This is a genomic window from Chitinophaga agri (genome assembly GCF_010093065.1).
Lineage (GTDB): Bacteria > Bacteroidota > Bacteroidia > Chitinophagales > Chitinophagaceae > Chitinophaga > Chitinophaga agri.
Genome location: NZ_CP048113.1, coordinates 262,227 through 277,541, shown reverse-complemented (window position 1 = coordinate 277,541; position 15,315 = coordinate 262,227). Strand labels below are relative to the sequence as shown.

General features: G+C 47.2%; 12 protein-coding genes. 4 read left to right on the top strand and 8 right to left on the bottom strand.

All coding sequences use genetic code 11. From position 1 onward, the window contains the following. Positions 1 to 503: 503 nt before the first annotated feature. A complete protein-coding gene (locus GWR21_RS01050) occupies positions 504 to 776 on the bottom strand; it encodes a hypothetical protein (RefSeq protein ID WP_162329932.1) in 273 nt (90 codons plus the stop codon). Positions 777 to 1,307: 531 nt separating this feature from the next. Then, positions 1,308 to 2,291, bottom strand: coding sequence for a zinc-dependent alcohol dehydrogenase family protein (locus tag GWR21_RS01045; protein WP_162329931.1), 984 nt, complete (start codon positions 2,289 to 2,291; stop codon positions 1,308 to 1,310). 94 nt (positions 2,292 to 2,385) lie between these two features. On the opposite strand from GWR21_RS01045, the gene GWR21_RS01040 reads away from it, so the two are divergent. Together GWR21_RS01040 and GWR21_RS01035 are read left to right on the top strand one after the other, a co-directional pair. Next, positions 2,386 to 3,231 (top strand): AraC family transcriptional regulator, encoded by an 846-nt coding sequence (locus GWR21_RS01040; RefSeq protein WP_162329930.1) that lies wholly within the window; start codon positions 2,386 to 2,388, stop codon positions 3,229 to 3,231. A 58-nt stretch (positions 3,232 to 3,289) separates the two neighbouring features. Continuing rightward, positions 3,290 to 3,721, top strand: a complete 432-nt coding sequence (locus tag GWR21_RS01035) for a GNAT family N-acetyltransferase (RefSeq protein WP_162329929.1) — start codon at positions 3,290 to 3,292, stop codon at positions 3,719 to 3,721. 10 nt (positions 3,722 to 3,731) lie between these two features. Here GWR21_RS01035 and GWR21_RS01030 read toward each other — a convergent pair whose 3' ends face one another. Beyond that, the gene (locus GWR21_RS01030; protein WP_162329928.1) at positions 3,732 to 4,646 is read right to left on the bottom strand and encodes a helix-turn-helix domain-containing protein; all 915 of its coding nucleotides are present in this window, start codon (positions 4,644 to 4,646) and stop codon (positions 3,732 to 3,734) included. Between the two features lie 387 nt (positions 4,647 to 5,033). On the opposite strand from GWR21_RS01030, the gene GWR21_RS01025 reads away from it, so the two are divergent. Both GWR21_RS01025 and GWR21_RS01020 read left to right on the top strand, forming a co-directional pair. Further along, positions 5,034 to 5,930 carry a nucleotidyltransferase domain-containing protein gene (locus GWR21_RS01025; protein WP_162329927.1) on the top strand — a complete coding sequence of 299 codons (897 nt, stop codon included), beginning with the start codon at positions 5,034 to 5,036 and terminating at the stop codon, positions 5,928 to 5,930. Positions 5,931 to 5,990: 60 nt separating this feature from the next. Then, entirely contained in the window at positions 5,991 to 6,449 is a 459-nt protein-coding gene (locus GWR21_RS01020; RefSeq protein ID WP_162329926.1) for a hypothetical protein, read from the top strand. Positions 6,450 to 6,479: 30 nt separating this feature from the next. Here GWR21_RS01020 and GWR21_RS01015 read toward each other — a convergent pair whose 3' ends face one another. The 5 genes from GWR21_RS01015 to GWR21_RS00995 are packed head-to-tail and all read right to left on the bottom strand — an operon-like array spanning position 6,480 to position 15,304. Continuing rightward, positions 6,480 to 6,956, bottom strand: a complete 477-nt coding sequence (locus GWR21_RS01015; protein WP_162329925.1) for a hypothetical protein — start codon at positions 6,954 to 6,956, stop codon at positions 6,480 to 6,482. Positions 6,957 to 6,979: 23 nt separating this feature from the next. After that, positions 6,980 to 7,375, bottom strand: a complete 396-nt coding sequence (locus GWR21_RS01010; RefSeq protein WP_162329924.1) for a hypothetical protein — start codon at positions 7,373 to 7,375, stop codon at positions 6,980 to 6,982. 29 nt (positions 7,376 to 7,404) lie between these two features. After that, on the bottom strand, positions 7,405 to 10,461 hold the full coding sequence (locus GWR21_RS01005; RefSeq protein WP_162329923.1) for a SusC/RagA family TonB-linked outer membrane protein: 3,057 nt from the start codon (positions 10,459 to 10,461) through the stop codon (positions 7,405 to 7,407). Positions 10,462 to 10,497: 36 nt separating this feature from the next. Further along, entirely contained in the window at positions 10,498 to 12,207 is a 1,710-nt protein-coding gene (locus GWR21_RS01000; protein ID WP_238430120.1) for a RagB/SusD family nutrient uptake outer membrane protein, read from the bottom strand. Between the two features lie 19 nt (positions 12,208 to 12,226). After that, positions 12,227 to 15,304 carry a SusC/RagA family TonB-linked outer membrane protein gene (locus tag GWR21_RS00995; RefSeq protein ID WP_162329922.1) on the bottom strand — a complete coding sequence of 1,026 codons (3,078 nt, stop codon included), beginning with the start codon at positions 15,302 to 15,304 and terminating at the stop codon, positions 12,227 to 12,229. Between the last annotated feature and the right edge of the window lie 11 nt (positions 15,305 to 15,315).

Genomic DNA, 15,315 nt, shown 5'->3' with positions numbered 1-15,315 from the left:
ATACGCAATGATAATTCATAACATCACAGACACGCATGTATCCAAACGCATTATAATAGCGTAGTGACGATGGCCATTTAACGTGGGCGCTCTTCAGAAACATAGTAATAACAACACGAAGTAATGAGTCTTTCATGGCATGTCAGTTGACTCGTTTGGTATACTCTAAAGGTGTTGTGAGCAGACTTTAAAGTTTTTGCTTGTGAACAGTTATGCTGCGAAACAGTTGAAACAAACACTATACCAAAGTCAGACCTTCCCGGTTTTCAACCACACTGCGTTTTATAACAATAACATAGATGCCTTTGTTTCAGAATTTTCAGAAGACGAAGCTCAGCCGTTATATTTAAAGGAAAAGGATTAACAAATAAAGATTTCTACAAATTCATTTTTCTTCAATTATGAACAACACAGATTATCTGAAATAAAAATACCCGGTGCCAGGGTCAGCACCGGGTAATCTTTACTACAAAAAAAATATATGTTTTTACGTTATTCCACAGTTAGTGTGCCGGTATAGCCACACGTTCGGGTCTTACAACCGGTAACGGTGTTTCAACATGCACTTTCTCTTTTTTAGGCTTGTGTAACACATAGCTGGTCTTTAAACAAGAGTAGCAGATGTACTTACGCAAGGGTAAAAAACCGAGGAAATATTTAGCGAAGAAACCACGGGGTAACCTGTCTTCCAGCACACCGTGTTTACATTTAGGGCAATCCTGCAATTCTATACGTTCCACATCGTTAGAAGTGCCCTGTAACAAGACGTAACTCATAGGGATTATGTTATTTGTTAGGCATAGGTGTAGTCGTTCTACACAACCTTTCAAAGGTACAAATATTCTTTTTATTGTATTAGTGAATTTTTAGCTTTATTAAATACGTAATGTAGAGCATATTTAGATTCAGTTGATTAAGTCAACCAAGCAGGTGCATTGTCACCATTTATTAGCAGGCTCTGCTTTGATGGATTGATACGTAATAACTTGTGTCCATCCGTTTCTTCCGGCAAGTAATGGCGGGATTTAAAAAATACTAAGTTAAGTAGTACAATACCTGTATTGTCTATAGCATCTGTTCAGTGTTTCAACTGTGTCTGATCGGCTTACGCTATAGTCACTTTAAGGGCACCAAAAGGGCACTTCAATATCCCCGGGATATTGAAGTGCCCTTTTGGTGCCCTTAAAGTGACCATTAAGCACCCTGTTTGTATGGAGATCAGACCGGTGGCCGGGCGGTAACGCTTCGTCTGAAAAACTCACCGGTATGAGTGTAGTGTCGGGAATAGATGTATGCGGGGAAACGAACTAACTGATCGTTACTACCACTTTGCCCCTGTTAGTACGGTTCTCAATGGCGCTATAGGCCTCAGCGATCGTTTCAGGTGAATAGTCTGCCGGATCAACCAGTGGCTTAATTTTACCCGCTTCGATCAGCTTTGTTGCCTCTTTCAGGATAGCTCCATGATGTTCCCGGTACTCACCGGATATCAGCGGATAAAGCGTAAATACGCCTGAATAGGTACCACTGCGAAAAGATAGGGGAGCCAGGCTATGCGTTCCCCAGCCAAGTATCGTCAATACATGCCCTGTATATCGCTTTGCCGCCAGAAATGACTCATCGATACTGCTGCCACCAACAGTGTCGTAAACAATATCAAAACCCTTCCCATCACTATACTCCCTTACACACCGGTCTGCGTCGTAAACCTTATAATCTATCGGGGTCGCGCCAAGCTGCGTTATATAATCTGCATCACCGGCTGATGCGGTGGCAAATACCTGCGCACCATATGCCTTCGCCAGCTGCACGGCAATATGCCCTACGCCACCAGCGCCTCCCTGTACCAGCACGGTATCATTCTCCTTCACGTGCGCCTTGTCCACCAATCCTTCCCATGCGGTGATAAAAATAAGCGGTAACGCCGCCGCCTCTTTAAAAGAAATATTGGAGGGCTTATGCGCGATCAACCTGGCATCCACTGCGGCATACTCCGCCAGTGAACCAGGAATACCAGCGATACCGCCCGTCATACCATATACGGCATCACCAGGTTTGAAACCGGTTACCCCCTCGCCCAGTGCCTCAACGGTGCCTGCCAGGTCTATACCCAGAATGGCCGGTAGCTTCGTCTGGGCATGGCCCGCAGCACCAGCCTTTATCTTCAGGTCCAGCGGATTGACACCGCTGGCCGCTATCTTTACCAATACTTCTCCTTTTCCAGGTACAGGTTTCGCTACTTCTGTCAGTTTAAACGGAGTATTGTACTGCTCTAATAATAACGCTTTCATTGTGTACAGATTTATTGTTTTTCGAATACAAAGCTCCGACAATAGGGTATATCAACGGTTGTCATTTCACACTGAAAAGGTGTACTTTTACGACATGCAGAAAGATCATTTAAGGGAACCATTTGAACTGGTACTGAAAGAAGTACCTGATGAATGCCCGAGAGGTGCCCATTCGCATACTTTCTTTGAACTGGTGTATGTTGTCTCCGGCACCGGCAAACAATGTATCAACGAGGTAGAAGTGTCTTATAAACCCGGTCACCTTTTCGTGGTCGCGCCGAACGATGCCCATATATTCAAAATAGAGACGCCTACGCAGTTTTTCTTTATCCGGCTCAACACCAGTTTTATAAGTGGCGCCAAAGCGGGGAACAAGCTCTCTGAACGGCTGGAGACCATACTTGAAAATGCCCGGCATGAACCCGGCTGTATCCTGAAAACAGAAGACGATAAAACCGCTGCCAGGCAGCTGATACAGATCCTGATAACTGAACATTTAAAAAAGGATGAATTTCATAAAGATCTCATTACATCCCTGGTAAATACATTATTGATCCTGGTGGCAAGGAACATACATGAACGCTTTCCCGAAACTGTCAGTGAATCAACCGATCAGAAGCTGATAGATATCCTTGAATATATTCAGTCAAACATCTATTCACCCGACAAACTAAAAGCGGATGAAATAGGTAAACATGTCGGCCTTTCTGAAAGTTACCTGAGTAACTTTTTCCGGAAACATGCCCGGGAATCCATGCAGCAATACATCCTGCATTACAAGTTAAAACTGATCGAGAACAGACTTTTGCATAGTAACATGCGCATCAATGAGGTAGCAGACGAATTTGGGTTCACGGACAAAAGCCATCTGAACAGGATCTTTAAAAAGCACCGGGGCATGAACCCCAGTTCATACCGGAAGCAGCACCAGGGCGTTTGATAAATAAGCTGCCCTCCGTTTATATACATCTATACCTGTAAAGTTCGAAAACAATTGTATGCCCGACATCTACCAGCCGTCTCCGGCCCATTACCCGCAACTCATCTCTATATGGGAAGCCGCTGTGCGTGCCACCCACCATTTTTTAACACCCTCCGACCTGCTTTACTTTAAAAAGATGGTGGGTACCTATCTGCCTGCTATGGAGGTCTATTGTATTAACCATGATGACAACATCGCTGGTTTCATGGGCATCGGCGATGGCATGGTACAGGCGCTGTTCATCCATCCTGCCGCCAGCGGAAAGGGATTAGGTACACTGCTGATGCAATATGCCATCGACGAAAAGCATATCCGGCGGGTAGATGTAAATGAACAGAATGAAGCTGCGCTTGGCTTCTACCAGCACCTGGGATTTGTAGTGACAGGCAGGACGGAGCTGGATAGCACCGGGCGGCCCTACCCTATTCTCATGTTGGAGCTCCCATAAATAACATAGATCAGTTAAAGGACTGCCGAAATTCCAGCGGCGAAAGATTCGTCTTGGTTTTAAACAGCTTACTGAATGACTGGGGATGCTCAAATCCCAGTGCATAGGCGATCTCGCTGACTGATTCTTCAGTAGTGGACAGGCGTTCTTTTGCCTTTTCAATGAGCTTATTATGAATGTGCTGCTGTGCACTCTGCCCGGTAAGCGAGCGAAGCATATCGCTTAAATAAGCGGCGGATATGTTCAGTTCCCCCGCAAGGTATTGCACAGAAGGTAGTCCCTGCTGCAATGACTTACTGTTATTGAAATAATCTTCCAGCAACGCTTCCAGTTTTTGCAAAAGGTCAGAGCTGACAGTCTTTCGGGTGAGGAACTGTCTTTTGTAGAAACGACTGCAGTAATTCAATAACAGCTCTATCTGAGAGATGATCACATCATGACTGAATTCATCTATTCTGCTTTTCAGTTCTTCATCAATGATGCGGAAGATAGAAAAAATGGTTTCTTTTTCCTTATCAGAAAGATGCAGGGCTTCATTGGTATCATACGAAAAGAAACCGTATTGCTTAATTTTTCTGGCCAGAGAATAGGATAACAGGAAATCAGGATGGATCAGCAACATATGACCTGCCACGCCACTTTCCGGAGGGGTTTCCAATACCTGCCTGGGTGCAGAGAATACCATCCCCCCTTCACCAAAGTCATAGTAATGCTGCCCGTACCTGGCCTTCCCGCACGCAAATATCTTAAAGGAAATATTATAGTAATCCAGTACAAAACTATCCGCCAATGATCCCTTGCGGATATTTACATCCCTGAGATCAAAGAAACTGATCAGGGGATGCAGCGGTTTGGGTAACCCAAAGGCGCTATGCACATCCGATAATGACTCAAACTGCTGCGGCAACCGCTTATCCTTCTTCATACTGCAAATTTAAATGAAAGTTTTGCTACAAAGGTAACGCAGGGTTATTTCTTCGACGTAGCCGGATTGAGACATCTTGTAGTCAAAATGAGAAAGCGCGGTTCAGATCGCGAAAATGCAAGCAGCGCATGCCGGTTGGAGGTCTACTTAACAGTAATGTGCACTTTAATAAAATAACCTGCTAGTTCTCAATCTACAAACAAAGTAAATTAAAAAAGATATTTATGATATGATGGAAAAAGTGCGCTTAACGGCACATGATACCTTATATTCACGATCCGGATAAATGACACCACATGAAAAACTTATTGCTAGCTATACAGATGTGACATTTGATAATGTACTACTCAATAATAAGCCTTTAGGAAAAAAATAACAACCACCATTATGGCAACGATCAGAGAACAGCTTGATTCAGCAGGCATCCAGCTACCATTACAAAAACTACAATTGCTGGAAGCAGTCACAGGAGCACTGGCCAATATTGAAGGAGTAGCAGCGATCGTACTGGGCGGGTCCTATGCCCAGCGTGCAGCATTAGCCAACTCTGATATGGATATCGGCATTTATTATTATACCAACGCCCCTTTTGATATTGAACGGATACGTGAAGTGGCCATGTTATTTGCGGCGGCACCACCTACTGTTACTGGCTTCTATGAATGGGGCCCCTGGGTAAATGGTGGCGCCTGGATCGAGACACGTGCCGGCAGAGTAGACCTGTTGTATAAGAATATCGAACAGATCAGACAGACCATCGAAAAAGCGAAGGCCGGCCAATGGGAAAGTAATTTCGAACAACAACCTCCCTATGGATTTTCTTCTGTGATCTATCTTGCCGAAACGCAGTGTTGCGTGCCGCTATGGGATGTCAGCAACATCATACCCTCATTAAAAAAGGAAGTAGCCAACTATCCGTCAGCACTCAAAGCGACTGTCGTCCGCCAATCACTATGGTCAGCGGAATTCACTATCTGGCATGCAAGCCATGCAGCAATCAAAGGTGATGTATATAATACGATCGGATGCCTGACAAGAGCAGTGAAAGATATTATTACTGCATTATTTGCCCTGAATGAACGGTATCCGATAGGCGACAAACGTGCTATTACCGAACTGACAGGCGCAGCTAAAGTACCGGCACAGCTTAAAGAGAGAGTAGAACAGATCTTATGTGCGGAGAAAGATACGTTGCCAAAGAATGTCATGTACCTGAAGACGTTACATAGTGAAGTTGTCAGGCTGGCAGGCACATTATACCAGCCTTATTTTTATCTGCCATAGGCGGCATGCCTCCACATAAAATAAGTTATATATTTACCCCGTATTACAAAGGACATCAATATGGGATTATTCAGCTTTTTGTTTAAAAAACCACCGGTTATACAGGATGATCTTTTCGGTGCACTGCGCGTCGTCGATGAAGGGAAAGACGGTTATTATATGTTTGAAGGAAATACGTTCTTCGGGCCGGCCAATGGTGAGATAGGCATCCTCATCGGATCATTTTCACCCACGCCTACCCTTTCGCAAAAAAAATTCTTCACAACCCTTCAGCAGCAGTATGACAGGTATGTTCCGCACATGCAGACAAGGATTGAAAGTGAGTTCCGCAAATGGAAGCAGCATTTTACGGTGCAGGATTTTAAGGCAGAATTTATACCTGACTTCCTGGATATTCCCGCCTTTGATACAATAGATGATGTCTGGTCATTATCTTTTACAACTATTCACGACGGCAATCATACGCTGACTTTCAGGTTCAGGAACAACGAGATTACAGAGATGCATGTTGACGGGTAAGCGCCGATAACACCAAAACGGCTATTCCTGTTACATATCCCAGTATTTCTCCAGATAGGAAGGCATACGACGGATATCAGATAACCCCACTGTATCAAATTCATCCATGCCAGGCGCCGCAACCACGCCAAGGTACCTGAGTGCCTGATTGATCTTCCGCATGCCAGGATCCACATTTTGACTGCCTATAAATACGTTCGCATACTGTGATCCTGTGCCTCCAAAATAATCCGTTCTGATAATGGCATACTGTGGTGCAAGCGTACCCGTTATAAATTTCATGATCTCCGCCAGTACGATCTCCCGGGGAATCATGAAATCCGGATCAACGATATCAGGTAATTCCCCTTCCATGCCTAACTGTGATTGCCAGTACTCAACATAGGCGGTATCAATATGAAAAAGTGTCAACTCAGCAGTGAGGGGAACCGGTACCAGATCAAAATGGCTGACCTGTTCGGAATCAAATTTTCCTTTCAGAATGATAGCAGTGATGTTATGCCCCATTTGTTGTTCTTTTTAGTAAAGCATCAGTTAATGTTATTTCGATTTTGCACGCCGCAAAGATAGACGGTACCTCCTTCTTTACGGCGCGCAAAAGGGAAAGTAGCAAGATACCAAAAGTCACGATCATACTTTGCCTTATCTACTTTGTAAATATGAACGGCATAGTTAGGGTCCTGTTCCAGCCCGGCTGCCACATAAGCGCCGAAGACTGTACCCGGCGCCACTCCTTTCACCCAGTCATGATCGTTATAGCCGGAAGTATGTATGCCGGGCTCCGGACTGACATCCGCTACTGGTTTAATCTTCCACTCCACACCGCCTTTACCGCTGTTTAAGGTCATGATCCTCTCCTGTCCGCTTGCTGTCAGGCATAACACACCCAGGACCGCTGACAGCGCCCATCTTTTGTATAGAAACATTATTATCTGAACTTCCTGTTAATACTGTATTATTTAAATCCGATCTGCACACCCAGGTTCACGACCCGCTGATTGATGTATGCATCGCCGGCAGAATTGCTGACCACTTCAGGGTCCTGCTGGTATTTGTTATAGTTTGTCCATGTCAGGAAATTATAGGCGCTCAGGTAGAGACGCGCATTATTAAGTCGCTGTGGCAGCCAGCGGCTGGGCAACTGGTAACCGATGTCGATGGTTTTCAGTCGTACGTAGCGGGCATCTATCAGCCAGAAATCGGACATATAGGTGCGGGCGCTGTTCACAGTAGTAGGATTGCTGGTCAGGCGGGGGAATGCCGCATTATCTGCATGCGCAGGTGTCCAGCGCTCCTGGTGAATGGGCTGAAACTGACTCTGGAAAGTCTCAATACCTGTACCTACTACACTGAAGCTGTATCCGAAAGCGCCCTGGAACAGCAAACTGATACTAAATCCCTTGTAGTTTGCACCCAGGGTCAGCCCCAGGACTGTATTGGCCAGGTTCGGACGGCCAATGGCCCCCCGGTCATTGTTATCGATCACCCCATCGTTGTTCAGATCTTTGTATTTCAGGTCACCGGCCTGTATAGGATATTCCGTGAGCGGTGTCGCTGGTTTATCGTGTGTATTGGCAGCGATCTTCTGAACATCTTCCGGTGTGTAGTAACCGATGAAGGTGTAACCGAAGGGCTGGTCGATCGGCTTGCCGGTTTCACGTAACCAGGGATAGGCCGGCTGTGCTTCATCCTTGAACAACACTTTATTCTTAAAGTGCTGGAATACCAGGCTGGTATTGAAGTTCACACGGCGGATACTGCCACGGTAGTTGATCTGTCCGTCAAAACCTTTGTTACTCGTTTTAGCGACGTTCGTCGGACTAAACCCGATACCGATCATTCCTGGCACAGACCCTTTGCGTACCAGCTGATCATAGCGGATATCATGGAAGTAGTCGACCGTAACAGACAACTTATCTTTGAACAGGTTCATGTCAATACCAATATCAGCCTTCCTGGCTTTCTCCCAGGATACATCCATATTACCCAGTTCGCCTTCGTAAACAGATGGTTGCTGGGAGTTGTTCTCACCAAAGGAATACCCGCCTCCGTAATAGTACTCCTGCCGGTACAGGTAACGGTTACCCGATGTAACGTCAGAACCCACCACGCCATAAGAGGCACGCAGCTTCAGGAGACTGAAAGGTAATTTATGGTCTTTAAAGAAAGACTCCTGGGAGATGTTCCAGCCAGCACCCACTGCGGGGAAGAAACCGTTCCGCTTCTTCGCCTGGAAACGATCGGAGCCGTTATAGGCGCCATTAAAATCGAGGAGATACTTTTGCTTATAGTTGTAGCCAGCCTTGAAGGAAAGTCCCCGGAAATTGGCCGGAACGTCCGATTTAAAGGCATAACTCTGCTTGTTGTATAATACCAGTGAGTTGAACGTATGATCGCCAAAAGAGCGGTCGTAATTCAAAAAAGCCTGGGTATTGATGTTACGGCTATACAGGTCTGTGTTGCCGGTGACCCGGTATGCCTGCAGACGGTAGTTCCCCCTTGGGTCCAGTGTATAGGAGCCATCCTCAGGATTATAGTGATATGATGGCGGTTCAGCAGGGCGGAACAGGTTCCTGGAATACAGTTCAACACCGGCATAGGCCACACGGGCAGTCAGCGACAGTCCTTTCGTAAGAAAGTCCAGCTGCTGGGTAGCGCCGAATAATGCATTGAAATCAGTGCGCTTGCTACGGGTATACCCACCGTTAGCCAGCCTGGCGTTAATAGTCGGCAGCTTATCCTTCGTATCCGCAGCGAAGGCATAACTCCCGTCCGGGTTCATGATCGGCGCTGAATAAGGATGGATCTTTTCAAAGTTATAGACCTCCGACACAACATTCGCCGCATGCGGCTCATTAATATCACCGAAACGGGCAGTCAGGTCAAGGCGCAGTGTTAATGTTTTATTTGCCCGCATATCCAGGTTGGAGCGAAAGTTATAACGGCGAAAGAAATAGTTAGTGTTTACCTCATTACGGGGATCAGAGAAGTCTCTTACCAAACCATTCTGCGTCAGAAAACCACCAGAGATAAAGTACTTCACCGCTTCAGTACCACCGGAGATATCAATGTTACTGTTGGCCTGCTGTGCTAACTTCTTAAAGACCGTTTCATACCAGTTGATATTGGGATGGCCGTAAGGGTCTTTCCCGTTCCTGAACAGCTCAAGATCAGCATCCGTGAAGAGCGGTGTCAATCCATCGTTCCTGTACGCTTCATTGACCAGTGTAGCAGTGTTATAGGAGTCTAATAGTCTGGGCGTCTTTACAGGCGCCTGCACACCGGTTTCCGCTCTCACATTGACCTGTGGCCGTCCGCTCTTACCACGGCGGGTAGCTACCACCAGCACGCCGTTGGCACCTTTGATGCCATAGATAGCTGTGGTAGAGGCATCTTTCAGGATAGAGATACTTTCTATTTCATTGACATTGATCTGCTGCAGCTGCTCATAGGAATATTCAATATCATCTACAATGATCAGTGGTTTGTTTCCCTCACTGTTCAGCGAGCTCACGCCACGGATAAAGAAATCGGACGCATCCCTTCCCGGCTGACCGGAACGTTGCTGTGATACAAATCCGGGCAGCTTTCCCATCAGGGTATTCTGTACATTGGCCGTAGGCACATTCCTGATCTCAGCGCCGGTAATACCACTTACTGCACCGGTATTGGTGATACGCCTGGCTTGTGTAAAGCCTACCACCACCACCTCATCCAGTCCCTGCGTGGAAGGCTGTAGTATAACGTCCAGTGTAGATAGGCCCGTTACATTGATTTCCTGGCTGGTGAACCCGATCAGTTTCACGATCACCGTATTGGAATGACCTTTCAGTGTCAGTTTAAACCTGCCGTCAGGATCTGTAATAGCCCCGTTGGCAGGCACACCTTTCTCCGCCACCGCAGCTCCGGGTAATACCCCGTTGAGGTCTTTTACAGTACCATTGAGTGTTTTCTGCTGCGCCATTAGTGGCAGGCACATGGCTGACAGCAATAACAGTAAAATATATTTCATCTTCAGTCAGTTAAATTCATATCATGAATAAAAGGCTTACCATCCGGGATTCTGGCGCATGTTGTCATTCTTCACCACCTCATCGTATGGTATAGGATACAGGTACATTTTAGGCGCCATAAAGACTGGTTTGAACACTTCTACCACATTAAAGGTCAGCTCTCCACCGTTCCTTATGATACTCATCCCGTGCAGGGCATTTCCATATACCTGTTGCGCTATCTTCCAGCGACGAATGTCCCAGAAGCGATGCTCTTCGAAGGCCAGCTCTATCCGGCGTTCATTACGGATCACCTGACGCATCTCGTCCTGCGACAGGTCGGCCTTCAGCCCATACAGCCCGATATCACCCGCAGGGATACCGGCACGGGCACGCAGGTCTTTCAATACCTGATATACTTGGGCGGTGGCACCATTATATTCATTCTCTGCTTCCGCAAAATTGAGCAGTACTTCTGTATAGCGCAGGAAGATCCAGTCATGCGGCGTGTTACTGTATTGGGTGGCATTCTCAAAATTGCCCATGAACTTACGCATGTAGTAGCCTGTTTTGGTACCTGGCTCTGCGCCTCCGGGTCTGTTCTGCCCACCATCATACGTTTGTATCTCTGTGTTCAGCCACCTTGTACCGTTGTAGATGATGCTCATTGCCAGCCGTGGATCACGATGCGCATAGGGATCATCCGGATTGTAACCAGCTGCCGGATCAGTAATCGGTACACCCGCATCCGTAGGAAAGGCATCTATCAGTTCCTGTGAGGGATTCGTACGGCCACGCGCGACCTGTGCAAATCCTACAGGACCGTTTGTACTTTCGATATCCGAGTTATTACCACCCTGTCGGAAGAAGATGATCTCACTATTATTCTGGGTAATGAAGATATCTTTGCTATTGGGCAACAGGGCAAATTTTCCTTCTTCGATCAACACACGCGCAGCATCAGCCGCCAGTTTCCAGCGCTCCCGGTTAAAGTCCGTGTAGCCGGTCAGTGTATTACCTGATTCGATGTTTCCACCATTGAACAAGGGACTGGCAGCATACAGTAACACCCTTGCCTTCAGGGCCAGTGCAGCACCACGTGTCGCTCTATGACTATTCAGCTCAGGCGCCACGATGGGGTTTGGACGCAGACTGTCTTTGATAGCGTCACATTCACCAACGATGTATCGTACACAGTCAGCAAAGGAGCTTCTGGGTAGCTGCACATCATCCCCCAGCTCTCTTACCTCATCTCCCATCAAGGGTATACCACCATAGCGTTTCAGTAATTCGAAATAAAACAGCGCTCTTATAAAGCGGGCTTCCGCCTTCCACGCCAGCCGTACAGAACTGCCATTGGCCAGTTTATCTTTCACCGGAGAGATATTGATGTTAGATACAAAAATGCTGGCTGCACGGATAGCCGCGTAGGCATTTGACCAGGGCGTTTCCTCCGGGATAGTTGCAAAAGAGGTATACGCGCCAGTCGCCAGCTGTGACACACTGGTCGTACCAGTAAAGCCGGAGATGGCATCATCGGATGCCGCATCCAGCAGATCACCACCTACGCGATTGTAGCCACCCGGCAGCTTTGAATAGACGCTATTCAGAAATTTATTGGCATAGGTACCAAGGGAGTCATCTTTATCAAACACGTATTCTATGGTCACTTTCTCCAGCGGGATCGCTTCGTAATCCTTCCGGCAGGCTGCCAGTGTGAGCAGGAAGCCGGCCAGGAGATATATAGTTGGGAATTGCTTCATCATACTTTATTTAAATGGCTGACTAGAACTTAATATTGACACCTGTATTCAGTACCCGTTGTATAGGATAGGCGCCTACACCTACTTCCGGATCAATAAAGTCGTACGGCGCATGTGTGAACAGGTTTAGTCCGTTTGCAAACACCCTGACACCACCCAGTTTCAACCGTTGTACCCATACATAAGGAAGGTTATAGGCAACGCTGACATTCTTGAGGCGGAAGTAGTTACCATTACGCACCCAGAAAGAAGAAGCAGCCTTATTATAATTATAGTTAGCATCAGCGGTCAGACGTGGATAGGTGGCCGTTGTGGCCGTCTCAGGCGTCCAGCGGCCGGTGATCTGCTCATATGCCTGCCCGTAAGTGAAGTTCATGAACTGGAAACCGGCTTCGGTAGCAAAGTTGGCCACGTAGTTGATCCTGTTGGTCACTCCCTGTACCAAGGCACTTACTTCCAGACCATTCCATGAAAAGCCGGCATTGACACCGTAATAAATACGTGGCTTAGCTGAGGCAATAGGCGCTTCATCAAACTGGTTAATGGCGCCATCATTGTTCAGGTCTTTGTACCTTATATCACCGGGCAATGGTTTGAACCCGGTCATGACAGGAGCGGTTGCGGCTTCTTCAGCTGATTGTAAAAAGCCATCCGCAATGTAGCCGAACCGCATACCCACGGGCTGTCCTGTTCTTTTATTCCATTCGTAGTCACGGCGCTGCTCGTCCATGAAGAGCACCTTACTTTGTTCCAGGCTACCATTAGCTGTAATGAAGTAATGGAAGTTATTCAGGGAAGACTGCCAGGTAAGAGACAATTCTCCTCCTTTATACAGGTTGATACCGATATTTTCCGGGGGATAGGCTGCACCGGATAATGCAATGCTCTTACCTCTTATCTGTAACAGGTTAGCGTAGCGGTCATGGTAATAATCGCCCGTCAGTTGCAGGCGGTTATTGAATAATGAGATATCGATACCAACATCTATCTTCCGGGCAGTTTCCCATGAGATATTGACGTTCGCCAGTCCGTTCTCCTGGAAACCGGAAGCGGGGGAACGGGCCGTACCCTGTTCGTAGATGCCACCGCCAATACCGTTATTCTCGCTGAAGTCCTGCCGCCAGATGTAGTACCCTGAATTATCAATACCATTTCCGGTCTGTGCGAAGGTAGCCCGCAGCTTCAGTTGATCCAGCCAGTGCGCCTGATCTGCTAAAAAACCTTCCCTGGCCATATCCCAGCCGAGGCCTCCTGCGTAGAAGGTACCACACTGCCGGCCGGGCATATAGCGGTTGTAACCGCTTCTGTTAATAGCTGCCTCTGCGAAATACCTGTTACCATAGTTGTAGGATGCCTTTGCAGATATATTCGTTGACTTACCCGGGAGGTCATAGTTGAAAATGGTCTGTCGCCTGTCGGCAAGTACGATGGCATTGACATCATGTGCACCGTAATGCCGGTCGTAGTTCAGTGATACCTGCCCGAAGAAATACTGTGCATTGAATACAGGAATAAAATCATTGCGCTGCGTGATCGCCTGACCATATCTTGCATAGGTGGTATCACCCTGAGTAACCGCCATTCTATACACCAGGTCCTGCTTGCTACGGTTGATAGCATTAGCCGATTGTATAGAAAGGTTACCTTTTCCTTTCAGAGATAGCCCCGGCAGCAGGTCACCAAGGTCATAACGCAGATCGACATTGGCCATCACATCCTTACTGTTATCCTGTATATAACCGCTGTTCAGCGTGGACGATAACAGGTTTGTGGTCAGGTTACCGGTACCGCCCCAGCTTCCGTTGATATTCTTCACCGGATAAGCCGCATTGGATGTACCCAATAGATCACTCAGCACTTTGCCCGCACCAGCTCCAGGCTGCGTTCCTTCCTGCAAACGGCCGAATAGCTGCATACCTACGTTGAGGTGATTGGTCACATCGATGTTTACATCAGTATTGATGAGATAGCGTTTTAAACCAGCGTTGGTATTATAGCTGTTGTCAGGCGATGTTTTGAAGATCCCCTGCTGACTGGTATAATTCAATGATACGGAGTAACGTGCCACGTCTCCGCCACCATTAATGTTCAGATTATATCGTGACAGCGGTGCATTATCTCTCAGCAAGGCATCGTACCAGTTCACATCAGGATGGGTGTATGGACTGGTGTGATCACGAAATGCGTGTATATCTGATGCTTTATATAGCGGCGCTTTACCATCATTCTGTAATGCTTCGTTGAGCAGATAGGCATATTGCCAGGCAGGCAAAGGTTTCGGCATACTTAACGACTGTTGTATAGCCGTTTGCGCCGTGAATGACAAACGGGGTTTACCAACACGTGCTCTTTTAGTTGTGACCAGTAATACACCACGGGAACTTCGTTGTCCCAGCAGGATAGTCGACAACCCATCTTTCAGTACGGAGATAGATGCTATATTTTCCGGATCGATAGAGAACATATCCCGCTGTATACCATCGATGATGGTAACGGGCACCTGACCACGGAGCCATAATCCTATCTCAGCATTGTCATTCGGCTCCGATGCGCCGGGACGCGGGATGTTGCCGACAAAGTCGTCTACGTCAAAATTGTTACCGGTACCCGGATTACGAAAGCCACTATATTGTTGGGAATACAGTCCTGCAAGGCGGCCTGGCAGGGCGTAGGCATATAATGTAGCAGGTGTTGTGGCGATCTGACTGGTGTACACCGTTCCGATAGCACCAACACTACTACGGCTATCAGCGTCCCCATACAAGACCGGTATGGATGCCGGGGTCGGAATGAATACTTCTTCCATTCTTAATACAACCACCGAATCCCGTACGGTGTATTGTAATGGATGATAGCCTGACTGACGAATAACAAGGGTGTTATTCTGTGCTGCCCTGATGGTGAACTTACCGAAAGCATCGGTCATGATACTATCGTTTGTACCTTTTACAGCAATAGCGGCTTTCGCGAGTGGCTGGCCGTAGGTATCTACCAGACGACCATTCACCGTAAAGGACTGCTGCGCCTGCGCCCTGCCGCACAGTAGCAACAGCATACAGGTCAGCGAAGAGATATATGGTGTAATGTAATTGTGTGCCATTGAAATCAGGA